At 49.8% G+C, this 25,239-nt stretch carries 19 protein-coding genes and 2 pseudogenes; 12 read left to right on the top strand and 9 right to left on the bottom strand.

The window, feature by feature from the left end; all coding sequences use genetic code 11:
- Positions 1-8 precede the first annotated feature (8 nt).
- A complete protein-coding gene (locus AB1552_05970) occupies positions 9-4,172 on the top strand; it encodes a PEP/pyruvate-binding domain-containing protein (protein ID MEW6053322.1) in 4,164 nt (1,387 codons plus the stop codon).
- Between the two features lie 87 nt (positions 4,173-4,259).
- Positions 4,260-5,537 (top strand): glyceraldehyde 3-phosphate dehydrogenase NAD-binding domain-containing protein, encoded by a 1,278-nt coding sequence (locus AB1552_05965; GenBank protein MEW6053321.1) that lies wholly within the window; start codon positions 4,260-4,262, stop codon positions 5,535-5,537.
- Positions 5,538-5,592: 55 nt separating this feature from the next.
- Here the strand turns inward: AB1552_05965 and AB1552_05960 are convergent, their stop codons facing one another.
- The 5 genes and pseudogenes from AB1552_05960 to AB1552_05940 all read right to left on the bottom strand — a co-directional run bounded on the left by AB1552_05960 (position 5,593) and on the right by AB1552_05940 (position 9,845).
- Positions 5,593-5,946, bottom strand: coding sequence for a PilZ domain-containing protein (locus AB1552_05960; GenBank protein ID MEW6053320.1), 354 nt, complete (start codon positions 5,944-5,946; stop codon positions 5,593-5,595).
- Positions 5,947-6,023: 77 nt separating this feature from the next.
- Positions 6,024-7,745: a S8 family serine peptidase gene (locus AB1552_05955; GenBank protein MEW6053319.1), complete on the bottom strand. Its 1,722-nt coding sequence runs from the start codon at positions 7,743-7,745 to the stop codon at positions 6,024-6,026.
- Positions 7,746-7,821: 76 nt separating this feature from the next.
- Positions 7,822-8,055: pseudogene (locus AB1552_05950) on the bottom strand (tail fiber protein).
- Between the two features lie 441 nt (positions 8,056-8,496).
- Positions 8,497-8,751 (bottom strand): annotated as a pseudogene (locus AB1552_05945) (IPT/TIG domain-containing protein).
- A gap of 197 nt (positions 8,752-8,948) precedes the next feature.
- Complete coding sequence (locus tag AB1552_05940; protein ID MEW6053318.1) at positions 8,949-9,845, bottom strand: metal-dependent hydrolase; 897 nt, start codon at positions 9,843-9,845, stop codon at positions 8,949-8,951.
- Positions 9,846-9,966: 121 nt separating this feature from the next.
- Between AB1552_05940 and AB1552_05935 the strand changes: the two genes are divergently transcribed.
- The 5 genes from AB1552_05935 to AB1552_05915 are packed head-to-tail and all read left to right on the top strand — an operon-like array spanning position 9,967 to position 15,672.
- The gene (locus tag AB1552_05935) at positions 9,967-11,247 is read left to right on the top strand and encodes a TolC family protein (GenBank protein MEW6053317.1); all 1,281 of its coding nucleotides are present in this window, start codon (positions 9,967-9,969) and stop codon (positions 11,245-11,247) included.
- Between the two features lie 49 nt (positions 11,248-11,296).
- Complete coding sequence (locus tag AB1552_05930; protein MEW6053316.1) at positions 11,297-12,478, top strand: efflux RND transporter periplasmic adaptor subunit; 1,182 nt, start codon at positions 11,297-11,299, stop codon at positions 12,476-12,478.
- 25 nt (positions 12,479-12,503) lie between these two features.
- Positions 12,504-13,172 carry an ABC transporter ATP-binding protein gene (locus AB1552_05925; GenBank protein MEW6053315.1) on the top strand — a complete coding sequence of 223 codons (669 nt, stop codon included), beginning with the start codon at positions 12,504-12,506 and terminating at the stop codon, positions 13,170-13,172.
- Between the two features lie 60 nt (positions 13,173-13,232).
- Positions 13,233-14,447 (top strand): ABC transporter permease, encoded by a 1,215-nt coding sequence (locus AB1552_05920; protein ID MEW6053314.1) that lies wholly within the window; start codon positions 13,233-13,235, stop codon positions 14,445-14,447.
- 1 nt (position 14,448) lies between these two features.
- Complete coding sequence (locus AB1552_05915) at positions 14,449-15,672, top strand: ABC transporter permease (GenBank protein ID MEW6053313.1); 1,224 nt, start codon at positions 14,449-14,451, stop codon at positions 15,670-15,672.
- 522 nt (positions 15,673-16,194) lie between these two features.
- Here AB1552_05915 and AB1552_05910 read toward each other — a convergent pair.
- Together AB1552_05910 and AB1552_05905 are read right to left on the bottom strand one after the other, a co-directional pair.
- A complete protein-coding gene (locus AB1552_05910) occupies positions 16,195-17,016 on the bottom strand; it encodes a DMT family transporter (GenBank protein MEW6053312.1) in 822 nt (273 codons plus the stop codon).
- Positions 17,017-17,051: 35 nt separating this feature from the next.
- Entirely contained in the window at positions 17,052-18,215 is a 1,164-nt protein-coding gene (locus AB1552_05905) for a nicotinate phosphoribosyltransferase (protein MEW6053311.1), read from the bottom strand.
- A gap of 131 nt (positions 18,216-18,346) precedes the next feature.
- On the opposite strand from AB1552_05905, the gene AB1552_05900 reads away from it, so the two are divergent.
- Positions 18,347-19,585 (top strand): replication-associated recombination protein A, encoded by a 1,239-nt coding sequence (locus tag AB1552_05900; protein MEW6053310.1) that lies wholly within the window; start codon positions 18,347-18,349, stop codon positions 19,583-19,585.
- A 78-nt stretch (positions 19,586-19,663) separates the two neighbouring features.
- Positions 19,664-22,027: an endonuclease MutS2 gene (locus AB1552_05895; GenBank protein MEW6053309.1), complete on the top strand. Its 2,364-nt coding sequence runs from the start codon at positions 19,664-19,666 to the stop codon at positions 22,025-22,027.
- A 60-nt stretch (positions 22,028-22,087) separates the two neighbouring features.
- Here AB1552_05895 and AB1552_05890 read toward each other — a convergent pair whose 3' ends face one another.
- A complete protein-coding gene (locus AB1552_05890; GenBank protein MEW6053308.1) occupies positions 22,088-22,501 on the bottom strand; it encodes a hypothetical protein in 414 nt (137 codons plus the stop codon).
- A 54-nt stretch (positions 22,502-22,555) separates the two neighbouring features.
- Positions 22,556-22,777, bottom strand: a complete 222-nt coding sequence (locus tag AB1552_05885; GenBank protein ID MEW6053307.1) for a hypothetical protein — start codon at positions 22,775-22,777, stop codon at positions 22,556-22,558.
- Positions 22,778-22,879: 102 nt separating this feature from the next.
- Between AB1552_05885 and AB1552_05880 the strand changes: the two genes are divergently transcribed.
- From AB1552_05880 to AB1552_05870, 3 genes are read left to right on the top strand one after another with little or no spacing between them, the layout of a single operon-like run.
- Positions 22,880-23,128, top strand: coding sequence for a hypothetical protein (locus AB1552_05880; GenBank protein ID MEW6053306.1), 249 nt, complete (start codon positions 22,880-22,882; stop codon positions 23,126-23,128).
- Between the two features lie 2 nt (positions 23,129-23,130).
- Positions 23,131-24,165, top strand: a complete 1,035-nt coding sequence (locus tag AB1552_05875; GenBank protein ID MEW6053305.1) for an alcohol dehydrogenase catalytic domain-containing protein — start codon at positions 23,131-23,133, stop codon at positions 24,163-24,165.
- A gap of 4 nt (positions 24,166-24,169) precedes the next feature.
- On the top strand, positions 24,170-25,201 hold the full coding sequence (locus tag AB1552_05870) for an alcohol dehydrogenase catalytic domain-containing protein (GenBank protein ID MEW6053304.1): 1,032 nt from the start codon (positions 24,170-24,172) through the stop codon (positions 25,199-25,201).
- Positions 25,202-25,239 lie beyond the last annotated feature (38 nt).

Raw genomic sequence — 25,239 nt, 5'->3', positions numbered from 1 at the left:
TTATAAGAATGACACCCGACATACAGAAATCCGCATCCCCGAAGTATGAAGTCCTCAGGGAAGTAATACAGGAGTATCCCGGACTGCTGACCGCTCTTGAGCCTTTGCTGGACGCATTGAACCGTGCGACCGGGGACTGGAATTTCATCATCAGGGAAATGAGGTCATATGCCCTGAAGAACTTCTACACTCACGACCATCATGAGAAAGGCGCTGAAGCGATCAGGACTGTCATTGAGGTATTTCTGGAAGCGATGGAAAATCCTGATGTCTCGGTGCATCAGGCTTCAGCAGAGAGCCTTATATTCTATCTCGAGAAAATTCTGCTTGACGGAAGTGAACTCAGCAGGTATGAAGAGATACTGAACGGGTGCTTTTCCGCAATGCTGCAACTGCCGGACAAACTGTTTTTTCTCCTCGTGTCAAACCCCCATCAGATCAAGAAACTCGGGCAGATCATCCTCGGAAAAAACTCCCCGGCCATGCATACGGAAACATTCAACAATCTACTCGCGCGGTATTTCTCCATGACGTTTTCCTCCTGGCTTAATGAAACAGATCCTGCGGACTGGATACCCGGTCTTTCGGAACCTCCCCTGAGTGCACAACAGAATCGCGATCTGGAAGATCTGGTCTTCCCGGTCTCGCATGCGCACCTCAGGGAAATGACCGTTCTTCTTGCACACATCCGGCAATCTGACGATCAGACGTCGCAGCTGAAAGAACTTCTGAATCTGCCCGGGTATACGCAGATTGTCAGGTATTATGAAGATATTGCCGGGAAACTGCGCATCACCGGAGACACATCCCGTGATTTGAAGCTGAAGCTTGCGTATCTTCTTACGGTCATGGAAAACCCGGGCCTCTCCGTCATCCAGGAAAATGCCCTCAGGGAGATCAACCGTACAGTGGCGAATATCATTAGGGGCGAGGAGCCGGAACAGATCAGAATCACGCTTGCAGGAGTCTTCATTGCGCTGAAGCAGAGCCTCCGCATGTATCCGGACACTTCGCTGTTCTGCATTCAGGGGATCGGCAATGAGATCTACGCCAGGGGTGTCAGCGGTCTCGTTGAGTGGTATTTGCAGAAAATCATCTCGCTCGGGTTTCAATATCCCGTGATACAGGGAGTTACGGACGAATGGCAGGTCCAGTCTAACCGCAGTCATCTCAGAAACATCCGCGTCTGGCTTGAACTGATCGAGAATGATCCAAAATGGTCAAAAACGCTCATTTCAGCCCTTATCATCAATCTGAAGCTGGGCGGTGTGCACATAAGCGACACTGATATTTTCCAGAAAGATATCACGAAACTCCTCAACAGTGACATAAAACCCGTGTATCATCTTGTCAAACAGATGGCGAAAGGCTTCCCGGTCTATTTCAGTGAGATCGGCGCCGAGGGTCCGCTGCGCGAAGTGTCAACGGAAGTGGATGAATCCACACACAGAACCGACGTCCTCGTGCACTTTCTGCGGAAACAGAGTCATGTGGAAAGCAGTGCACGGGTGGTCGATTTCATCCGGGAAGTCATCAATTTCTGGAGAACTGGAGAAAAAAAACCGCTCAGGGGCTTCCTGCCTGAACACATTTATGAACAGATTGCCGTCTCAGGTCCGTATGTGGATGAATTGCGGACGGTCTTTAACGACCTCTTTGACCAGAAGGGGCTTTCCGAAGTATCCGATCTCCTGTATCTTGACGATGACGAGATTGCAGCTCTTGCTTATGGTACACAGAACGTATCCGAAAAAGAGAAGAGACGCGCATTCCTCACGGTAAAATTCTATCAGCTTCTGAACAAAAAATATAACCTGGACACGCAGGATATCAAAGACCAGCTGAAGTTTGCGCAGAGCCTTGGACTGCCTCATGCCGGGCCACTGATCACGGTACTGGAAAACGGGACCGTATCCCAGCGGCTCAGGGAAGTATTGAAATATCTCGGGCTTTTAAAAGACATCATCCTTTCCACGGAAAGATTTGAGCCTGTCGAAAACGTCTTTCGCAAAAGACACATCGCCGCAGGCATTCCTTCCATGTACGGGAACTATCATGAAAGAAAATTCGATGCGCTCTCGATTACCTTCCGCCTCGAAAACCTGGCAAATATCCTCTTCGAAGAACTCATTAATTCCATAAACCTCAGGTTCATTACGAGGGCCACACTCTTTCAGATAGAGAAATTCGTCTCTCTGTTTTTCCAGGCGCTCAGGCTGGACGGCATCTCCTCGAACAAACTGGAGAATGCGATGGAACTGCTTTCCGTCGCGCTCGAGGTCCGGAGATTCTCCTTTTCCCAGTACATCGATATATTCAGAGGCTTCTCCGAAGCTGTGCAGGACGTTCTCAATACCTATTATGACGGCATCTACAAGAACACCCTTAAGCAGATTATCCCTCTGATGGAGAGTACCCTTATCTTGCCAAAGTACCTCCACACAGGTACCGAACAAAGTGAGCCGGAGTTCATCAACACAATTTCCGAGCAGTTTCTCAGAGAAACTGTTGCGGAATCGCTGGGACTTCAGCAGCTGGATAATTTTGTCAGCAGGATACTGAAGACGCTGTTCGAACAGGCGGAGGGACTCGATGTGGGGAATCTCGATCTCCTTATGAGCTATGACCCCAAAAAGGCGCTTTCAGGTATTCATACCCCAAACAAGGCGACTATCGACAGGATTCATCTCGGGAACAAGGGATATAATCTCATCAAGCTCGCCTCTCTCGGCATTCCCGTTCCTCCGGGCTTCATCATCACGACAGAAGTATTCCGCTGCGAGAAGGCAATACACAGATTCAGGCATGTCAGAGAGCATCTCGATGAAGGTATCAGAAAAAAGATGCAGACACTCGAAAAGCAGACCGGCAAGTTCTTCGGTGACCCTGAAAACCCTCTGCTTGTATCGGTAAGAAGCGGCGGTGCGATCTCTATGCCCGGCATGATGATCTCCTTTCTTAATGTCGGCATGAATGAATCAGTCTGCCGCGGACTGCTCAAACAGACTTCAAAGCCCTGGTTCGTGTGGGACTGCTATCGGCGATTCCTCCAGTGCTGGGGGATGTCTTTCGGCATGGAACGGGACAGTTTTGATGATATCATGAACTCATGCAAGGAGCACTATAAAGTTCTCAGGAAGATTCAGTTTACCCCGGATCAGATGAGAGAAATTGCCTTCTCATACCGGGAGGCGATCAGAAACAGCGGCATAGAAATCATTGATGACCCGAACACGCAGCTGCAGATCGCAATTGAACAGGTCTTTAAATCCTGGTTCTCGCAGAAGACCCAGGCATACCGCGAGATAATGGGAATTTCCGAAAACTGGGGCACCGCGGTAATTGTTCAGGCGATGGCCTACGGAAATCTTGACATCAATTCCGGCACCGGCGTCCTTTTCACCCGCAATCCCCAGGATTCCGTTGACAAGGTAATGCTCTGGGGTGATTTTGCCATCGGTGCACAGGGAGAAGATATTGTCTCCGGTCTCATACGGACTCTTCCCATCTCAGACGACCAGAAACCCTTCGAGGACAGGACATCGGAAATCTCATTTGAAGAGAGTTTTCCAGATCTTTATGCCGCGCTGCTCAAGATCTGCAAGGACCTTATCTATCAGGAACGATGGGGTGCCCAGGAGGTTGAATTCACCTTTGAGGGAAGAAACAGCGACAAGCTGTATATTCTTCAGACGCGCGACATGTCGATCACGCGAAAAGAAAGTTTCATGGCATTCCTTCCTTCAAAAAAGCTGACTTCAAGTTACCTTTCAAGGGGCATCGGAGTCGGAGGAGGGGCGCTGAGCGGAAGGGTTGTATTCGATCTGGACGAAATCCGCAAACTCAGGGAGAAGGATCCCGATACCCACCTGATCCTCATCAGATCCGATACGGTACCTGACGATATCAGGCATATCTCGGCCGCGGACGGGCTGCTGACAGCCCGCGGAGGTTCCACTTCTCATGCCTCCATCATTGCAAACCGTCTCGGCAAAACCTGTGTTGTCAGCTGTAACAACCTGATAGTCTGGGAAACCCAGAAAAAATGCAAACTGAACAAGCGGGTAATAAAAGTCGGGGATTTCCTGAGCATCGATGGCCGCAATGGTTCTGTCTTTTTCGGCAAACATCCGGTAAGAGAAATAAAGGCAGAATTGCCTGCCAAGTTGTAGATATTTTTCCGAGTGGTATAATATGCATAGTTGTCCTGCGGCTCCGGGCCCGGAGCACAACCTGCGTGGAATGAAGGGATGAACGATATGGCTGAAAGGAGAAAAGCAAAGATGATCTCTGGAAACAAGCCTGTACTCGGTATCAACGGGCTGGGAAGAATCGGCAAACTGTCACTCTGGAATCATGTGGGAAGAAAATATTTCTCTGAAATCGTCGTAAACATCGGCAGAAAAGCCGGGACAAAACTGGAAGATGTCGCCCTGTATATAGAAAAAGACTCCACCTACGGCTCGCTGCATCAGTATCTTCACGGGTACAGATCAGAGAGGGTTATCGAAAATATCGATGAAGAAAAAGGGACAATGCGCATCGACGGCATTCCCGTTACTGTTCTGCGTGAGTCGCGGAACCCGAGAAATATCCGCTGGAAGGACTACGGAGCCAAAGTTGTCGTAGAGGCGACAGGCAAGTTCAAAGACCCCTCAGTCCCTCCTGATGCAAAGGAAGGATCTGCACTCGGACATATCGAGGCGGGTGCAGAGAAAGTCATTGTTTCGGCTCCCTTCAAGATTAAGGAAAAGGGCATCCAGATGCCCGACAATGCGACAACCATTGTAATCGGCATCAACGATGAGACCTACAACAATGCAAAGCACCATGTTGTCTCAGCCGCATCCTGCACCACTACCTGTCTTGCGTATATGATCAAGCCGCTCCTTGATCATTTCGGTGCACAGAAGGTACTGAACGCCTCAATGGCCACTGTACATGCCGCAACCGGCACACAGGAGGTACTTGACAGGCTTCCAAAATCCGGTGCGACTGATCTTCGGAAAAACAGGAGCATCATGAACAATATCATTCTGACCACAACCGGAGCAGCAAAAACACTGGAACTCGTGATTCCGGAAATGAAACAGATAGGTTTCAGTGCCGAGTCTGTGCGCATTCCCACGTCTGCAGGTTCATTGATCATCCTGGTGGTAACCTTTTCCGATGAGGTCGAAGGACCTGCGATCAACAGGACTCTCCTCAACAGTATTTATCGTGACGCGGAGCAGAAGGAAAAGAGAGGGTATATCAAATATACCGACGAACAGAACGTCTCTTCAGACATTGTCGGCCACTTTGGCCCTGCGACGATTATCGAAGGCCACGAGACACACACAAGGACTGCGTTTATTACCCTCGACCTTTCGAAATTCTGCGCAATGCCGGCAGAGTATATGAAGAAACTTCCGGAGAAGATACAGATTCCCATTACCCAGGCGGTAATCTACGGGTGGTACGACAATGAACTCGGAAGCTACACCAACATGCTCGGAGACCTGACCCAGAAAATAGCGTCCATGGTATACCAGTAAATCCTTTGGGTTTCAGGCTGAACGTTCAGGCATTGAAGACTGCTCACTGCGTGCGCTATTTGTTCCAGTCAAAGGTTTTCCGGATATGCGCGTGTAGCATTGGAGCGTTTTCGGCATCTATCTCCTCAGAAAACCTGATACCCAGGAAATAGATATCTCCTATCTTTTTCACGTAAATCACTTCACCTTCCAGAGAATCGGCCTGTGCCTCACCTTCTGCCGAAACGAAACTGATATTCATGAGTATCCCTGTCTGCGTCTCTATTGCATCATCGGAATACAATCCGATGCCTCCAAGGGAGATATTGGCCGGCAGGGCCTGGAGGGATCTCTCCCCGTCCCTGTCCTTCACTCTCAGGGTTGCTGTTCCGTACAGAGGAACCCGCTTATGCTTTCGCTTTTCTGTCATTGCAACTCCTCCGCAATACCACAGTTTACAGGGAACACTGGAGAAAATTCCATAAGTTGGCAATATCCCGGATTGCCTTACGGCTCCTTAAAGCGGATTTCCGCTTTCCAGCCTTTCCCCTGGTTTTTGCCGTCAGCGACAAACCATACCAGAACCTGGTTGCTCCAGGTAGTGAGTTCCTGCGGAATGCCCGGACCGCTAAAGATTGCCATGATTTTTTCATGGGTTCCCGCTCCGTGAAAAAAATACAGCAGGTCGGTCCTGGCCTCAGTATCAAATTCAGTGAACGTGAAATGGATAACGTTCCCTTCCGGAGCAGTGACAAGCCACTTGCAGTCGCTTTTGGGAGAGTAATTCTCAGGACCGCTTCCGTCTTCCAATATTCCTTCTTCAGCGACATGGACTGTTCCGCTGCAGTATAACGTGCTGAATTTGATCGGTTCCGCGTGGTACTCCATGAGCCAGCTGAGTTTTCTGTCAGGCAGTGCAGTTTCAAAAGTCACAGATGCGATCGTTCCCGGCACATAGACATCTTCAGGAAGACGAGACAGAGGATACCGTGCAAGCAATTTCTTTTCAGACAAATCTCCCGAATAAAAACTCACCATTCCTTTGCCCGGCTTGCCCTGCAATGAAAGAAGGCTGAACCTGATCCCCCTGAAAACGCCCTGCGGTTTGATCGTCCAGGATGAAAGCTTTTCCCCGGAATTGTGAAAATGCAGATACCCCTGTGGATTGTCGAGTGTGCTGACTTTCGGTGTCTTTTGATGAAAGAGCCTGCATACAGCCGCTGCGCTGATATTCAATGCCCCTGCGCCAAGCTTTGCGCTGTACTGGACGTCTTCTACGTGAATGCCATCCGCCGAGCTTTTCAAACAGGCAGTTATTTTTTCGGCAGAATATGACGGATGCTGGCGCTGCACAATTGCCGCGGCAGCGGCAACTATTGCAGCCGCGGAAGAAGAACCGTCCCTTTGCTCGTATCCGGAGTCGGATAGTACACTGGAACTCCATATGTTCACTCCCGGCCCGGACAGATCGATGAATGCACCAAAATTCGATTTTTCTATCTTCTTCTTATCCTGCCCTATTGCAGCAACACCCAGAACACCGCCGTGGGCGGCAGGGAACTGTTCCCGTTCCTCCGGGAAATTGCCTACGGAAGCCACAATAAGGACGCCGTGTTTCCGGGCGTTCTCAAGAATCTTCTCTTCATCAGGGGAAATCTGTCCTGCCCCCCACGCGCAGAGGACAATATCAGCCCCTGATTTCACCGCATATTCGATCCCCTTGTAACCGTCCCTGATATAAGGCTTGTCAGCCTTGTCAGAGAGGCTTTTTACCGGCATGATCCGTATGAAGTCCGTTGCGGCATCGCCATATGCATTGCGGGCGATACGCGCGATAATGCCCGCAAGGTGCGTCCCGTGATAATACTCCTGAAGCCTTCCCTTCGGGGGAATAACCGAATTCCTGTTGTCAGAAACATCCCATCCATGGACATCGTCCACAAACCCGTTGCCGTCGTCGTCAATATTGTTTCCGGGAATCTCTCTCGGATTTGTCCAGATGAAACCCTTCAAATCCTGATGGGTGATTCTCACTCCGTCATCGACAATAGCGACAACGATCTTCTTTTTCCCCTTAGCCGGTTTCATGTCACTCGGTGCATTGACCGCGGCAAGAAACCAGTCCCGGTCTGTGGAAGGCTCCGCACATGTCCGGCCGACCCCAAAAAACAATACACCAACAGCAAGAAGAAAAAAAAGAAGAAACCTGTCAGCGTGAGTTTTTATCATTCCAGCGCTTCATTATATCCGGAGAAGCCTTCTTGCTGATAAAAGGCTGCTCTGTCAAACGTTCCCTCTCTTACCGGGAAATCGTCTCCGAACCTCCACTTTGTCCTATTCGATAATTTGAAAGTCCAGGCCCCTGACCAAAATGCACAGGCACCCTGCCGCGGAGGTCAGGGAGTGCAAACGTGGTTCTCCCGTCTCCTCCATAGGTTGTTCCCAGGAGGGAAAATAATGCACTGTTTTCTGCTATCGAGAGCAATTGTCCGTTACATAAAGCCCATCCTCTCGTTGCAAAATTAAATCCGGTCATCATGATTTCACCTATGAAAGGGTCTATGCCATTTCTCGTTGGGTATAAGCCCACCAACGCTATCTGGAAACTCACCGTCGTATAGGGCTGCATGTTACTGAGAGTAAAACGCTGGACAGCAGGCTGTTGCGCTACCCAGTTGTTACCGTCCCAGGTCATTAAATCTCCGGCTTGTATGGCAGCGTTAAGCCCGATGGTGTTCAGGGTGTTGTTCACAGAAACCGGGCTGCTGCCGGTGTACGTCTTGCCCGGATCTCCCGTATCGCCTTTCGGTCCCGCTGGGCCCAAAGGGCCTGTTTTCCCCTGTGGTCCTGTCGCCCCTGTTGCTCCGGTCGCGCCGGTGTCACCCTTTTCCCCCTGTGGTCCTGTATCTCCCTTTTCTCCCTGGGGTCCCTGTGGCCCTACTGCTCCAATTGTCAGATCGTAGGCATCGTTCTGATATGATGTATACCCCGTAGAAACCTTCAGTACATAATCCCCGTCAGGTACCGGTGGCAGGACGGCCATAATTACACTGGCTGTGGGGGTCCCGATAACGGAAAGCGGAACCGTATCCTTGCCCAGCAGCACATTCGGACGAGTTCCGTTTTTAAAATTTGATCCCCTGATGTAAATAATGCCGTCCTCGAAGTCAACCAATACCTCGGATATTGTAAGCTGCGCAGTCGGATTAACAGCCCCACTGTTTGCATGCGCCATGGGAAATATCATCCAGAGCGACATGACGAAAAAAATACCCACCGCCAGCATGTTTTTTGAAGAACTTCACTCTCCCGCATTTTTTGATCATATTGTATCTCCTTTCCTTATTGATAAATGCGTAATATTTTATACGATGCAGGGGAATAATAAATCCTACTCTGGTAGGGATACCAAAAAAACGCTGGGCTTTCTTTTCAGAACCTGAAATATGCGTCGATCATATCTCCCTTCCTGTCAAAAATCACCTTTGCAATGAAATGTTCTCCTGCCCTGAAGGAAAACGCAAGTTCACGCCAGATGACCGTGGTTTTCTCCTCTTCCCTGAGCACTTCCACATGGGGATAACGGGCAAAATACAGAAAATTTCTCACCACTCTGGTAGACTTGGACCGTTCTGCAAAAGGGTCCTTGCTGCTGAGAGTGTATGATTCCTGAATGCATACCCTCTGCGAGAAAAGGTCTGCAAACCCCACCTTCATGTGGTCTCCGGACTTGGCCACAAACCACCACCTCAGAAAATCATTCGGTAAGGGACAGACTCTGTAAGTGTTTTCATCAAGCTGCTGTCGCAGAAACTCGGTTGTCTTGCCATGGAGATAATATCGCCCCCCTGCGTAACAGACGAACAGCACGACTGTCGATAATGCGATCAGCGAAGCCTTTCTTTTGTGAATCTTGCAGAAAATGGCACAGAGGATGAGCCCGAGCGTGACGTACGGGTCTATGATAAACATGAGGTTAAGCGCATACTGGTGCCAGTCAAGGGGAGACAGAATTCGTGTCCCGTATTGCGTCATCAGATCAAGAAGGAGATGTACTGCGTAGGCAACAAAGGCAAGAAAAGTGTAATAGAGGAAGTTCCTTTTTCTGCCAAAAAACACGCCGATGATTAACGGCACCAAAAAAAGAGCCAGAATTCCGTGCGTTATCCCCCTGTGGTATCTGAGAAACACATCAGCGCCCCACAGACGCGTAATATAATCAAAATCCGGGGCGAATGACGCAAGGATCAGCACCCAGAACGCGGATCCTTTCCTGAAGCCCAGATTATAGATTACCGTGCCAGCAAGTCCGTGTGTGACAGGGTCCATGCTATTCCGCTCTCATCATTCCGGCATAGATCAACAGCAAATAATTTTACTTCAACAACTGAGTTCATTATAATAACTCTAACTGTATCTTGGCACGAGAATTTTTGTAACTGGAGACTATATGAAGTCATTTTATCGGCATTGCGTGTATCTGTCATGTGCTTTTCTCATCCTGATCGCTTCCTCCCGGTTATCGCATTCGCTTACCCTTCATGAGGCCCTGTCCCTCGCAAAGGAAAATCTGCCTTCATACAAGGCATCACAGATTAAGGTAAAATCTTCGGAAGCGCTGTACAATGCCTCGCTTTCTCCGTATCTTCCGAGCCTCGATGCGTCGGCTTCCGAAGGCCGTATTTTTTCCTCATTGGGGGAATTCAAAACAAGAACCTACGATCTCACGCTTTCCTACACAGTCTTCGATTGGGGGAACAGAAAGGCCGCAAGGAATATCTCGAGACTGAACCTCGACGTCAGCAGGGAGGAGATGAGGAAAATCCTTCTCGACCTTGAATTCAGCGTTAAAGTCGCTTTCTACACCGCGATTGCACAGAAGGAGTCCCTTGCACAGCGAAAAATCCAGCTTCAGGATGCGCAGAAAGATTACGAGGTCGCAGACGGCAGGTATCAGTTTGGTGTTGCCAAGCTGTCGGACGTGCTTCAGTCATCCGTAAGACTCGAACAGGCCAGATTCAATGTCATACAGGCTGAAGGCGACCTCAGGAAATCCCTTTCCGAACTCAACTCACTCATAGGAAGGCCCCTTGAAAGCGAATATGAGATTCAGGGAACCCTTGAGCAGGATACCAGGCTCCCCGATATTGCAGGGCTCTATGAGGCTGCAATGGAACGACCTGAAATACGGCAGGCGCAGGACACTGTAAGAATCGCCGAAAACAACTTATCGGCAATCCGCAGCACCTTTTTCCCGACTCTCTCAGTGAATGCATCGTATATCAGGAATGAAGGTGACAGCACCACAGGGGCTTTTTTCGACGAGGAAAAGACCGTTGCACTGAGAGCTACCTGGAACGTTTTTGAACTCGGTAAATTCTTCAGGTCAAGCTCATCGGAATTCGAAAAAACCGCTTCATTCGAAAACCTCAATGAACTGAAACGCCTTCTGCTGCTTGATGTGCAGAAGACTTTTGAGGATTTCAGGACCTCCCTGAACAAGCTGAACGTTGCTGAGCAGCAGCTCAAACAGGCCGAGCACAATTATTCCCAGGCATTCGGTGAGTACAAGGTAGGAAAGGCTGATATCCTCTCATTGGTGCAGGCCGAAAGCCTCCTCGCATCAGCAAGGGAACAACTGGTCAGTTCCCGTCTGAACCTCAGGGTATCCGGTGCCTTGCTCGAGAGGGTTTCCGGCATTCAGGACCTTCGCGCATCAGCCGTTCAATAGAAGACCGGAGCATTGTCCGTATGACTGTAGACCAGGGAAAGACAGAGGCATGAAAAAGATTTTCATCGCAGCAGTCGCGTGTGCCGTGCTCATTGCAGCGGGAATTTTCCTTTATAAAAAAATGTCCGGACCTGCAATTAAGGTGCTCGAAACAGCAAAAGTGGAAAAAGGCAGTATCCGTGGCGTGCTTGTGGAAACCGGGATCATTAAGCCCCAGGTGGGGGCAGTAGTGAAGATCGGCACGAGGGCCACGGGCACGATTGTCAGAATGAACGTCAAAATTGGTGACAGGGTAAAAACCGGCCAGCTTGTGGCACTCATAGACGACAGGGAGATCCTGAAGACTATCGAACAGCAGAAAGCTGCCCTCAATTCGGCACGGAATACCCTTTCACAGGTCGAACTCACCTATCCTGAGCGCATACAGGAAGCAAAGGCAAACCATGACTACGCAAAGATCACCTATGAAAGGGAAAAAGAACTCTTACTCCATGAATTTACCACCAAAGACAGCGTTGACAGGGCAAAAAGCCTTTTCCAGGCAGCTGAAGCCGCCTGGAAAAGGCAGCAGCATGAGTATGAGACCCAGATCGAGATCGCAAAAGCCGCTCTTGATAATATCAGGGCTCAGATTGCCCAGCAGGAAACACGGCTGTCATACACCAGGATACATGCACCGATAGACGGGGTAGTTTCAGATGTGACCGCGCAGGAAGGCGAGACTATTGTCGCCGGCCTCCAGGTTGCCAACCTTGTTACCGTACTCGATCCGAAACGTCTCGAGATGTGGATATACGTCGATGAAACGGATATCGGTCATGTGAAAACCGGCCAGCAGGTTGAGTATTATGTTGATACCTTTCCCGACAAGCTCTTTCACGGCAGCATAGGAAAGATTTACCCCCAGCCCGTGGTAAAAGAGAACATCGTCTATTATCTTGCCATTGTGCGGGTTTCGGATGAAGATACCACTTTTCTCAAACCCGAAATGACCACCCATATTAAGATAATCTTTGAAGAGAAGTCAGATATCCTCGTCGTGCCGAATGCTGCGGTAAAATTCGAACAGGGAATGCAGGTCGCGTACAAGGTAACCTCGCCCGACGCAGTACACAAAGTCGAGCTTAAAACCGGAATACGGGGTGAAGACAAAACCGAAGTTCTTTCGGGTGTTAAGGAAGGCGATGTGCTTGCCACGAAACTGATCCTCCCGGTATCCGCAAAACCCTGAGAGCAGGATCTACGGTATACTTGTCATGCCCTTATGTATAATGGAGGACATAAAGAAGACGTACCACATGGGAGATCTTGCGGTTGAAATCCTGAAAGGTATCAACCTCAGGATCGAAAAAGGGGAATTCGTTGCGATCATGGGGGCTAGCGGTTCCGGGAAGACAACGCTGATGAATATCATCGGTTGTCTCGATGTCCCGACTTCCGGCCGTTACATGCTGGCAGACATGGAAGTATCTCATCTTACTGATGACGAACTGTCGGTAATCAGAAACGAGCATATCGGGTTTGTATTTCAGAACTTCTACCTTCTCCCGTATGCAACAGTGCTCGAAAATGTCCTGCTCCCCACCCTCTACATGGAGAAGAGAAAAGATAACGCGGACAAGTTTGCGGGCGAGCTGCTTCGCCTTGTGGGTCTTGAGGAACGGATAAAATTCAGGCCCACACAGCTTTCCGGAGGAGAGCAGCAGCGCGTTGCGATCGCAAGGGCACTGGTGAATAACCCGGACCTCCTGCTGTGTGACGAGCCTACAGGACAGCTTGACAGCAGCACAGCAGAGGAAATCATGCAACTCATCAGGAGGATGAACGATCAGGGCAAATCAATCATCGTCATCACGCATGATCCGAACGTCGCCGGCTTTGCAAAAAGGACTGTGCAGATTAAGGATGGATTGATTTTTGAATAGCGGATTCTATTCCCTGAAAGAGAGGGAATGAGATAATACCTGGAGACTATAAAAGATTTTATGGAAAAGCTTCTCAGAATCCTGTCTCAGTCAGTTCTGGCTGTACGGTCATTCAAACTCCGCACAATTTTCTGTTTCATCAGTGTCGCGCTTGGCATAGCTTCCATCACCGTTATCGTCGCAGCCACTGAGGGCGCATACAAAAAAGCATTTGACATGGTCCAGAAGTTCGGTTCCGATTCACTTCTTGTATTCGGCGGAGGGGAGGAGGCCAGGGCAACAGGCCAGAGGCAGAAGACCATTACGCTCGATGACATTGAAGCGGTGAGGCAGGCTTTCTACAGCGCCTACATGGTCGTACCGATGACCGCAATGAGGGATGTAACCGTATCATACAGGGACAAAAAATATCAGACCCTGATCATCGGCTCCACAAGCGACTACAGTCGTGTCTGGGCCTGGCCGGTAATCCAGGGGGCTGATTTCACAGAAGCCGATGTGAAAGGGCTGAAGAATGTCGGACTTATCGGGCAGTTTCTGGCAAAAGAACTCTTCGGAGATGACGACCCGGTCGGAAAAACCATGCTTGTCAGAAGAATCCCTGTGCAGATCGTCGGCGTATTGTCAGAAAGGGGCACCACTCCTGCAGGTGAACGCCTTGACGACAGGATTATCATACCTATTTCCACGCTCATGAGAAAGCTTCAGAATGAAACAAAATATGTCTCGGCCCTCAGGATACGTTTTCATGACCAGGAAAATCTCCAGCGATACGCCGGTGAGCTCAAGTTGTTTCTCAGACAAAGACACGGTCTTCCTTCCGAAGAGCCCGATGATTTTACCGTCATCTCTCCGAAGGAGATCATCAAGTTCCTTGCCGCGCTGACCGGCTCTCTGGTAATATTCCTCGGAATAACCGGAATAATCTCCCTGCTTGTTGCGGGCTTTGTCCTGGCAAACCTCTTTCTCCTTTCAGTCAAGGAACGCACCCGGGAAATAGGCATCCGCAGGGCAACCGGGGCAAAAAAGCAGGATATCCTCATCCAGTTCCTCGGTGAATCTGTGGTAATCACGACCATCGGGGGCCTTGCCGGCTTTGTGCTCGCACTTGCCTCTTCGAAACTGCTCATGCTGATTGCGCAGTTCCCCATCTATTTCTCATGGAAGGCCTTTGCTATCGGGCTGCTTCTCGCATGGATCGTCGGGATAGTATTCGGACTTCAGCCGGCAAAACAGGCGGCAAACCTGAGACCGATTGAGGCTATCAGGGGATGACATGAAGAGGGTGTATCTGAATCTTAGAATCGCCTTCCGTTCGCTGCTGAATTTCAAACTGCGGACTGTCCTCGCGGTGATGGGAGTATTCCTCGGCACATTCGCCCTGATTGTCGTTTCAAATCTTTCAGACTCCCTTTCCCTGAAAACCGAGAAGGAGGCGGAAAATTTCGGCAATAACCTTCTTATCGTCAGAAGCGGCGTCGTCAGGAAAATGGGAACCAGCACGAGGCTTCTCAGCGAAGCGACTACCCTCACGGTCGATGATGCCAGGGCGATCGTTCAGGGCTCACGGTTCATCAACGATGTCTCACCTTCAGGAAACAAGACATTTCCTGTGAGGTATGGCAACGTCGTGCTGAAATCGACGCTCGTCGTGGGTGTAACTGCAAATTACCCTTTAATCAGAAATTTCCGCGTCGAAGAGGGACGTTTTCTCAGTAGTGAGGACGACAGGGGATTCAGCAAAGTCGCGGTTATCGGCACAAAGGTTGCCCAAAATCTCTTCGGGAATGAAAGCCCTCTCGGCAGGTACATCCTCATCTGGAGGGTTCCCTGCCAGGTAATCGGGATTATGGAAGAAAAAGGTGTCGATATCTCGGGACTCGACCAGGACAACCAGATATTTGTCCCCCTGAATACCTATCTCAGAAGGTTCGTCAATAAGGAGTACATCAACAGCATATCCGTGCAGGTTACGGGAGAAGAGTCCATACCTCTTGCAAAAGCTGAAATCGAAGAAATATTACGGAACCGGCACAAAATCCGGCAATATGAGAACGATGATTTTTCGGTCATTGACCTTAAGGATGTCATGGCGCTGAAAATACAGGCCATCTCAATGATAAAGGTGCTGGGACGGGTATCGGCAGTTGTGGCTTTTCTCATCGGCGGCCTCGGCATTCTTTCGATCATGATACTTATTGTCAATGAAAGACGGGTTGAAATCGGCATCAGAAGAGCAGTGGGTTCACGGAAAAGGGACATTGTGCTTCAGTTCCTTATTGAGGCGTCATTCATCTCCTTCAGCGGTGGCACCGCCGGGGTCATGGCGAGTTCCGTGGCAAGCATTCTTGTCTTTTGGCTGGCAGACCTTCCGGTTGCGGTTTCTCCCGCCGGCCATATCCTCTCACTGTCAGCAACTGTGCTCGTGGGTATTCTTGCCGGGATATACCCCTCTCAGAAAGCAACAAGAATCCAGCCTGTTGACGTGATAAGGACATGATTTCCTGATTCTGCGCTGCTGACTCCTGCAGAAGAAATGTAGGGCAGGTTTTGCCTGCCCTACCCAAGTAACTGCCTCTGAGATGCACCCGTAACCATCCAGAGGATATGAGGAGTTTGACCCACACTCAGATTGATATTAGCATCAGCTTATTTTAATGTCAAGATTTATTTTGCCGGATATATAATTTAGTACTTTAATATGATTTCTTAATTAATTATTATGTATAAATAATAGATAATATATTCGTTATGGATGAGTTTTTATCCTTTGCATTGTAAGTTAGCATCTGTTACTTATGCCTTCAGTTTTTCTGAAGGCTGCCTGTCAGTCCGATGAACGCCTATTGTGTTTTTGAGGCAGGCAGGAAACCTGCCTGCCTTGGGAGAGGACCTCTGAGAAGAACCTGCTCAGAGGGTATGATGGGCTTTTCCCATCCTTAAGGGATTTTATACCATGAGGAAGATTACAGATCAGTCACAGATTCGAAATAACAGACCTGAAAAACTGAGGATGCCGTCTTCACGGTTCCCGCAAGGTGAGATAGCCGGAGATGATTATCAGCAGTCCTCCGGCTATTGAATGCATTCCCGGAATTTCATGCAGGATCAGCAAGCTTAAGAGTATTGCGCATACAGGTTCAAGATACCCGAGCACTGCAGCCTTATTTGCGCTTATTACCTGCAGCCCTTTAAAGTACAGTATGGGAGCTATTGTAGAGTGGACAATCCCCATAAACAAATAGCTCCACAGAGCCTGCTGGGGAAATTCCCTGATAAACGGCATCAGCAAAACAATAATGGTGATGTTGGTAAAAAACGCAAGCACGAGGGGATGAAATGCATGCGCGTGTTTTCTCAAAAAAATGACTATCATGGCATACGCAACTCCCGAAGCAAGGCCGGACAGGATACCCATGAGGTGACTTTCCTCAAATGAGAGACCGTCGAGCATGATCCACAACCCCGCAGAAGCAGTTGCGATCACGAAGATGATTTTCCCGGTTATTTTTTCCTTCAGAAATACCGGGGCAAGCAATGCAACAATCACCGGCGCGATGTAATGCGTCAGCACCGCATTCGCGATGGTAGTGTGTTTGTATGCATAGAAAAAAGTGAACATGTTCAGGAGGGAGATAACGCCGAGTATTATTGGATACCGTATTTTTCTCAGGTCAGGGAATTCATGCCTGTATCTCCTTCCGGAGAGAATTATGCCCTGAGCCACTACTGACACGATAAGCGAGTAGAACATCAGCACATGCACCTCTACTCCGGAGAGTTTCACTACTATTCCGAGAGAGCTCCAAAGGAAGATGGCAAGCAGTATATACAATGACCCCATATATTCAACAATATGTCATCAGTAACCGGCCAGTTTCAGTGTAATGGCAGGTTCCTGATATTCTGAAGGACAGCTTTTCTGAGTTGTGACGGAGGACCTGTTCTGATGAGATATTTCCCGTCATCGAGAACCGGAACAAGGATGTCATGCAGCGACTTTCCGCATGAGCATACATGGCGAGCCTTTCTGTTCGGAACGATTGTTCTTGTCCCGCAGTGCCTGCACTCAAGCACCCGCTTGCTTCCCGACCATTTTCCTCTCTTTGCCAGAGGTTTGCCGTCGACTTCCATAATATCCATGGCATAATCAACCACAGGAGCGTTGCTGATCGCCGTGCCGATCCCGTATCCGTCGACAACAGGATTCAGCACAGGCAAATCCTCTTCCCTTATCCCGCCGCTCACATAGAACTTTATATGGCCGTATCCCCTCAGATCCAGTTCCCATCTGGCTTCCTCAAGGATACGGTAGAAATCCCCCCTCCTGGACGACGGGGTATCGAACCTCACCGCATAGAGTCTTTTCCCCATTGCCTCAGCGACATGAAGACATTCAAATTTCTCATCCAGCAAGGTATCTATCAGGGCAACGCGTTTGAACTTCGGCTCAAGAACTTCATCATACGCCCTTATCGCATCAACGGTGGATCCCATGCAGAGTATCAGCGCATGAGGCATGGTACCCATGGGGTCCCTGCCAATAATCTCTCCCGATTTTACGACGGCAACTCCATCACATCCCCCGATATAGGCATTCCTCTCGATCATGGGGGCCAGCACAGGGTGCATTCTGCGCGCGCCGAAGCTGATCACAGGCCTGTCCCCTGCCAGCATTTTGAACCTTCCTGCCTGTGTCGCTATGCCGGATGCCTGGCACAGCAATCCCAGTATCGCAGTCTCATACACACAGAAATCCTGATACTTCCCTGCGATCTCCATCACGGGTTCATATGGATAAAACACCGTTCCCTCTTTCATGGCCCTGACTTTCAACGGCAGATGCTTCATCAGGTACATCGCTTCCTCCAGACCTGCAAACACTGCCCACGGCCATTGGCGGGGGAACCCTTTTGCGATGAATTCCGCCCGTACGAAAGGATTGATCTTCTTTGCCTTCAGGATCTTCAGAGACCTTTCGAAATATACATCGGTAATCCTGCCGTGTATGATATCTTCCGGATCAGCGGTGTGAAACATCATTCCCTCCTTGCTCACCAAACACATGCGCATAATTTTCTCCCCTTCTGGTAAAAATAGTATATCATGTACGGTATTCTTATCACAGTTTCCCGGTGCCTTGAAAAAATGCGCCGAATCAGTGAACATAAGATATGGATTTGTTTGACAGGGAAGCATCCCGGGGCCAGGTGCCCCTTGCCTACCGCATGTGTCCGAGAAGCCTCGATGAATATGCCGGCCAGCAGCATATCCTCGGCCCGGGCAAACTCCTCAGGCGCGCAATAGAAGCGGACAGAATCTCCTCCATAATATTGTACGGACCCCCTGGAACAGGCAAGACAGCACTTGCCAGAATCATTGCGGAAAGGACAAAATCCCGTTTCGAGTGGCTCAATGCGGCAACGATCGGGCTGGATGAGATCAGGAAGGTCATCCAGCAGGCCAGGGTGAGGAAACAAAAGGAGATGAAGACCATCGTCTTTCTCGATGAGATACACCGTTTCAACAAGCTCCAGCAGGATGCCCTGCTTCCTGATGTTGAGGAAGGAACCGTCACGCTGATATCAGCCACAGTCGAAAACCCATTTTTTTATGTGAACTCTGCCCTTCTCTCGCGGAGTCAGATATTCGAGCTGAAACCGCTTTCTGAAGAGGATATCCTCGGCATACTGAGAAATGCTTTGGCTGATACGGTCAGGGGTCTCGGCACTGCCGGCATCTCTGCAGATGAGGACGCCCTGCAGCATTTGGCAAGGATGTCCGACGGTGACGCACGGAAAGCCCTTTCAGCCCTCGAAATCGCTGCCCTTACCGCGCTGCCGGACACTGAAGGCAGGACACTGATAACGCTTGAAACTGCAGAAGAGTCGATCCAGAAGAAAGCGGTCGTCTACGACAAAAAGGGCGACCAGCATTATGACACAATCTCTGCGTTCATCAAGAGTATGCGCGGATCTGACCCTGATGCCGCGGTATATTACCTTGCAAAAATGATTTATGCGGGTGAAGACCCGAGATTCATCGCCAGGCGTATCATCATATGTGCGTCCGAGGATGTCGGGAATGCCGACCCGATGGCGCTGGTCGTTACGGTTGCCGCGCTGCGTGCGGTCGAATTCATCGGCATGCCTGAAGCAAAAATACCCCTTGCGCAGGCAGCGATCTATGTCGCAAAGGCACCCAAAAGCAACGCAAGCTATAAGGCGATAGAATCAGCATTGCAGGATATTGCGACAGAGGAGACTATGGAAGTACCTGACCACCTGAAAGACAGCAGTTACCCGGGAGCAAAAAAGCTGGGACACGGAACGGGATACAAGTATCCGCACGATTACGGCGGATCTGTCGAGCAGGATTATCTGAAGAAAAAAAAGAAATACCATGCTCCATGAAATGCATTCTCCTTTTACGGCATTTTATACTGAACCATTCCGCAGCAACCTCTCTCCTCCGGGAGATTTCCTGACCGCATGATACCCAAATCCTCCCTCGACCTGCTCGAATTCCACAAGCTTCTTGGACTGGTTTCAGGTTTCTCCAACAGTGACGCCTCAAAAAAGTTTATCGCGTGTATCTGTCCCATGACAAATCTTCCTGATATCAGGACAAGGCTTGATCTGATTGCGGAAGTGCGCAGGATGTCCCATGAAGGAAATCCGCTCTCCCTGCATCCCTTTCCAGACATTTCGCCCCTGATTGCAAAAGTAAGACCCGCTGGCGCTGTCCTCGACGCTGTGGAGCTTGCGGATTTCGTACCGGTACTCAGCATCGCGCATTCCATATCGGTACAGATGGAGGAATCGCAGACATGTCAGTCCCTGAAAGAACTCACCGGTCATCTCACAGGCTTCCCCCCTATTCTGAGAATTCTCAGGAAATCGATCGACAGTGAAGGCAATATACTCGACAGCGCGTCGTTTCTCCTTGCCGACCTCAGGGCCTGCATAAGAAATCTGGAAGGAAGGATCCGCAGGAAGCTTGAAGAACTGGTCAGGGACGAAAGGATCTCACTGTTTCTTCAGGACAGTTTTGTGACGACACGATCCGGCAGATGGGTAATCCCCGTAAGAATGGACTCCAAGGGAATGGTGCCCGGAGTTGTGCATGACGTTTCCAAGTCGGGCGAAACAGCATTCGTTGAGCCTCTTACGATTATCAACCTCTCGAATGAACTCGAGAATCTCATTGCGGAACAGAAGGCGGAAGAGCTGCGGATACTCCGGGATATCTGTGCGATGATCCGCACCGAATCAGATGACCTCTCCGAAGAGTTCAAAACAATCGTGTATCTCGATGTCCTGAACTCCATTGCGCGATTCGCAGATATGCTCGATATGAATACCCCCCGGATCAATGAATCTTCGGACATAACTCTTGCCGCTGCCAGACATCCGCTTCTCCAGCTCTCTCTCTTGAAAGCCGGGGGCGCACAAAAAATCGTTCCTCTCGATGTCCAACTCGGAGGAGACACTACCGTAATGGTGATAACAGGCGCAAATGCCGGGGGCAAAACCATCACCATAAAGACAATAGGATTGCTCCTTATTATGGGCCTTTCCGGAATGCCCGTACCTGCAGACTCGTCCTCAAGCCTTCCCTTGACACAGAGCCTTCTTGTTGACATCGGCGATGAACAGTCGATAGAAAACAACCTCTCGACGTTTTCCGGGCACATCTCGAACATTGCGAATATCCTGAAAAGGAAAGACCCGCAATCAGTCATCCTTATCGACGAACTTGGGACAGGCACCGATCCCGAAGAGGGAGCAGCCCTCTCATGTGCCATTCTGAATGAAATACGCAGAAGCGGCGCGCTCGTCTTTGCGACCACGCACCTCGCGGATATCAAGGGCTTTGTGCACAGGACGCAGGGGATGATCAACGCCTCCATGGAGTTCGATCTCAGTACACTCAGTCCGCTTTACCGTCTGAGACAGGGAGAACCGGGGCAGTCGCATGCCCTTGAAATCGCACAGCGTTACGGTCTGCCCGAAAATCTGATAGAAGAGGCAAAAAAGCTGTTTGGCGGCCTCAAAATTGAATTCGACGAGATGATCGCAGACATGCACACGAAAAGGCTCGGGTATGAAGCAGGATTATCCGTCATCAGCAGACGTCAGGCTGAATTGAATGAAAAGCACAGGAACCTGGAAAAGATGCTTGCCGATACCAGGAATCGCGAGAAAGACATTCTCGCTCAGGCGTATCAGAAGGCTGCGGAACTCGTTGCTGATACCAAACGGCAGATGAACGCATACCTCGATGAACTCAGGAAGAAAGAAAAGAGCGAACGGCGCAGAATCATCCAGCAGGTTGAAAATCAGCAGCAATTCCTCTCCGAAAAACTGCAGGAATTCAGCACGGAAGACAATGCTTCTCCCCCGATTCATGAGATAAAGAACGGAGACACGGTGTTTGTGAAGACACTCGGCTATGATGCCACGGTTATCGGCGTCAACCGGAAAACACGTCGTCTGAGGGTCCAGGCAAAAAATATGGAGGTTGAAGTATCTGCAAAAGACATATTTTTCAGAAGGGGAAAGGCATTGCCTCTCAGCGCTTCTTCTGCAGAAGATATCAGGAAAAAAGCTGTTTCCTCACGACTGAACCTTATCGGACAGAGGGTCGAAGAAGCGCTTTCCGGTCTCGAGCATTTCCTGAACCACGCATCACTCGCAGAACTGCAGGAAGTAACCATTATTCACGGGATCGGGAAAGGCCTTTTAATGAAGGCAATCCGCGAGTATCTGACCGATCATCCCCTCGTCAGCACTTTCCGCATGGGTGAGCAGGAAGAAGGTGGTTCAGGGGTTACGATAGTTGCATTAAAATGATGTCAGCCCGATACGTTCTTCCTCACAGCGCGCTCGCATTTGCAGTACATCAGCAGAAAATCAGAATACCCGGTCGACCAAAAGGATGTTGTAATTTCCCGATTCAATCTCTTCCACGATGATCCGGTCAAACTCCGACTGAGTCACAATTCGGGCGGGCTTATATCCCGGCCTGAGTTCGGCATACGGACACCCCTCGGGAAGAATATGGTCCTTGCTGATCATATCTTCGCGCCTGAAACAGATAACGGTATCTCCGATATCAAATCTGTTCCTGTACACGCTGCAGAGGTTCTCCTCAGTCAGATACTTGCAGGTCTTTGTCGGATGAATCACATATGTTCCGTCTACCAACCCGATTTTAATATGACAGCATAATCCGCATCTCCTGCAGAGTGATTCGTATTCATTTTCCGTCTTTTTCTGCAGAGCCGCCTTTTTTCTCTCGGCAAAAGTCCTTTTTTTCTTCGGCATAAATGAAGCTGCTGCGGGTGAGCGTATCCCTCACCCCCTCCATTCCTTGCGGGGTTACCTGATAATCACTTCAATGTCCGGAAGCACATCCTTAATCGCGCCCTCGATACATCTGTTGTCGCACTGTTTGCAGGGTCCTCCGCAATAAATCACCGCCTTATTGTCACTCACTTCTATCAGCTCCGCACAACTTTCATGTGCAGTAAGAATACATTCCAAACTCTCCAGCACAGTGCGTATTTTTTCCTCAATACCGGAAGCTGTTGCTCCATTCATGACGCAATTCCCCTTTCACATAATCGTTTCACGCATTCCGGACAGATACGGGATATGTTCCGGTCGATTGACTTAGACCTACCCTTTAGGGTATTTTTCACTATGGAGTTCCATAATAAAATGTATGCCGTGCTGTTGCTGCTCTTATTCACCCTCCTGATTAACCTGCCATTCGGGTATGCGAGGGCAAAATCACGGAGATTCTCTTTCCGGTGGTTCCTGTATATCCATGTCCCTATCCCTATTATATTCATTGCGAGGACTATTTCCCACATCGAATTCAAGTATCTTCCCTTGCTTGCTCTTGCCGCAATCATCGGACAGGTAGTCGGCGGAAAACTGGAGCTGTAATCTTGCTGGCCACCTTTCTTGTGAGACCCGGGAAAATCGAACTCCGGGAAATACCGCAACCAACTCCCGCCCGTGGTGAAGTCCTCATCCAAATTAAAACAGCGCTTACCTGCGGTACCGACCTGAAGGCATTCAGGCGGGGGCACCCGATGATTCCCATGCCCGGGGCGTTGGGACATGAATTTTCAGGGATCGTGGCTGAAACCGGAAAAGGTGTCAGAAGATTCAGGGAAGGCGATGCAATAATGGCAGTACACAGCGGACCATGCCTGCAATGTGTCTTCTGCAGGATAAAACTCTACAATCTCTGCGAACATATCATGCGCACGAAGGTCCTCGGGGCATTCTCCGAATACCTCGTCCTGCCTTCCCACATAGTCAGGCAGAATGCATTCCGCAAACCCGCGGCGCTCTCTTTTGAGGAGGCTGCATTCCTTGAACCCCTTTCGTGTGTAGTGCATGGCATGAGCACACTTGATATAAAAAAGGGAGCCCACGCATTAATCTTTGGTGCAGGACCCGTCGGCCTCCTTCACCTTCTGCTCCTCAAAGAAAAAAAGGCAATAGTCACCATTGCAGACAAACATGACAGCAAGCTGAGGATTGCGAAAAACCTCGGTGCGGATTTCGTATGGAAAAATACCCCCCCCGTGATAAAAAAGGGGCGGCGGGAGATTGTACGAAGGAATACGCTCACTGATTTCATCGGCTTTGATTATGTCTTCGAATGCACCGGCATGCCCGGGGTATGGGAGGCATCTGTCTATTACGCGAGAAAAGGCGGTACCGTTATGCTCTTCGGCGGCTGTAAATCATCCACAACCGTTGCCTTTGATGCCGGAAAGCTGCACTACGACGAAATAACCCTGAAAGGCACCTTTCACTATACACCGGATGATGTAAAAAAGGCATACGGGCTTCTCGGAAGGCTCGGCGTGTCACGTCTTGTTTCCGGAAGATATCCGCTCACCAGCATACAGAAAGCGTTCGAGAAGCTTTCTGAGGGCGCCGGAATCAAATACGCAATCATACCCTGATCACATGAAAGCTGCAAAATTATACAGTCTGCACGACATCCGCATAGAGGATATGCCGATTCCTGAAGTCGGTCCCCGGGAGGTGCTGCTCAGGACCAGGGCGTGCGGCATCTGTTCCGGAGACGTGATGCCCTGGTATATCGAAAAAAAGGCTCCGCTTGTCCCCGGACACGAACCTGCGGGTGAGATCGTTGAAACAGGTCATGATGTCTCATCCTTCAGGACAGGAGACAGGGTTTTTGTCCATCACCATGCGCCCTGTTTCATATGCAGGAACTGCAGGAGAGGAGATTATGTCCAGTGCGCCACCTGGAAAAACACCCGGATAATACCCGGCGGCCTGTCCGAGTATATCCTGATACCCGAGACAAACCTTGAACATGATACCCTGAACCTGCCTGACAGTCTTTCCTATGAAGACGGAACGCTCATAGAGCCGACTGCATGTGTGGTGAAGGCATTGAAAAGGACCGGAATAAAACGCGGTGATACTGTCCTCATCCTCGGTCTCGGTGTCATGGGGCAGCTGAATGTCCTGCTTTCCAGAAAATACGGTGCAGGCAGGATTATCGGCGCTGACCTGATCAGTTTCAGACTTCAGAAAGCAAAGGAATTCGGGGCTGATGAGGTTATTGATGTCTCAAGGCATGCCCTTGCGGATGCCCTCAGGGATATGACGAAGGGGAAACTCGCCGATGTGGTTATTGTCGGTCCGAACAGTGTCGAAGCGATGAGACAGGGACTGGAATCTGCAGGCGAAGGAGGCTCCGTGCTTTTTTTCACGCCTGCAAAACCGGGAGAAACTCTTGTGATAGACCCTAACCGCCTGTATTTCAGGGATATCAACATCATTACCAGTTATTCCTGCGGCCCGACCGACACCGCGGACGCACTCGAAATCATAGAAGAAGGGACCGTCAGAGCCGACGCACTTGTTACCCACCGGTTTCCGCTGGAACAGGCATCGGATGCGTTCGCTCTTACCGCGCATGCAGGTGATTCGCTGAAAGTCATGGTAAATTTTAATGAGAGTTGATATCTGCAAAAATTGCACTCTTATCGGTTTCAGGAAGA

It is taken from the genome of Nitrospirota bacterium (assembly GCA_040754395.1).
Lineage (GTDB): Bacteria > Nitrospirota > Thermodesulfovibrionia > Thermodesulfovibrionales > SM23-35 > JBFMCL01.
Note: the sequence above shows the minus strand (reverse complement) of the source record. Positions and strands in the feature narration are given on the sequence as shown.

Excerpts from the sequence above, each read along its gene's own strand:
- AB1552_05960 (MEW6053320.1), bottom strand. The coding sequence starts at position 5,946 with ATGACAGAAAAGCGAAAGCATAAGCGGGTTCCTCTGTACGGAACAGCA.
- AB1552_05910 (MEW6053312.1), bottom strand. The coding sequence starts at position 17,016 with ATGGGGTCATTGTATATACTGCTTGCCATCTTCCTTTGGAGCTCTCTC.
- AB1552_05870 (MEW6053304.1), top strand. The coding sequence starts at position 24,170 with ATGAAAGCTGCAAAATTATACAGTCTGCACGACATCCGCATAGAGGAT.
- AB1552_05890 (MEW6053308.1), bottom strand. The coding sequence starts at position 22,501 with ATGCCGAAGAAAAAAAGGACTTTTGCCGAGAGAAAAAAGGCGGCTCTG.
- AB1552_05925 (MEW6053315.1), top strand. The coding sequence starts at position 12,504 with ATGCCCTTATGTATAATGGAGGACATAAAGAAGACGTACCACATGGGA.
- AB1552_05900 (MEW6053310.1), top strand. The coding sequence starts at position 18,347 with ATGGATTTGTTTGACAGGGAAGCATCCCGGGGCCAGGTGCCCCTTGCC.
- AB1552_05885 (MEW6053307.1), bottom strand. The coding sequence starts at position 22,777 with ATGAATGGAGCAACAGCTTCCGGTATTGAGGAAAAAATACGCACTGTG.
- AB1552_05895 (MEW6053309.1), top strand. The coding sequence starts at position 19,664 with ATGATACCCAAATCCTCCCTCGACCTGCTCGAATTCCACAAGCTTCTT.
- AB1552_05920 (MEW6053314.1), top strand. The coding sequence starts at position 13,233 with ATGGAAAAGCTTCTCAGAATCCTGTCTCAGTCAGTTCTGGCTGTACGG.
- AB1552_05935 (MEW6053317.1), top strand. The coding sequence starts at position 9,967 with ATGAAGTCATTTTATCGGCATTGCGTGTATCTGTCATGTGCTTTTCTC.
- AB1552_05965 (MEW6053321.1), top strand. The coding sequence starts at position 4,260 with ATGGCTGAAAGGAGAAAAGCAAAGATGATCTCTGGAAACAAGCCTGTA.
- AB1552_05880 (MEW6053306.1), top strand. The coding sequence starts at position 22,880 with ATGGAGTTCCATAATAAAATGTATGCCGTGCTGTTGCTGCTCTTATTC.
- AB1552_05970 (MEW6053322.1), top strand. The coding sequence starts at position 9 with ATGACACCCGACATACAGAAATCCGCATCCCCGAAGTATGAAGTCCTC.
- AB1552_05915 (MEW6053313.1), top strand. The coding sequence starts at position 14,449 with ATGAAGAGGGTGTATCTGAATCTTAGAATCGCCTTCCGTTCGCTGCTG.
- AB1552_05905 (MEW6053311.1), bottom strand. The coding sequence starts at position 18,215 with ATGATGTTTCACACCGCTGATCCGGAAGATATCATACACGGCAGGATT.
- AB1552_05940 (MEW6053318.1), bottom strand. The coding sequence starts at position 9,845 with ATGGACCCTGTCACACACGGACTTGCTGGCACGGTAATCTATAATCTG.
- AB1552_05930 (MEW6053316.1), top strand. The coding sequence starts at position 11,297 with ATGAAAAAGATTTTCATCGCAGCAGTCGCGTGTGCCGTGCTCATTGCA.
- AB1552_05955 (MEW6053319.1), bottom strand. The coding sequence starts at position 7,745 with ATGATAAAAACTCACGCTGACAGGTTTCTTCTTTTTTTTCTTCTTGCT.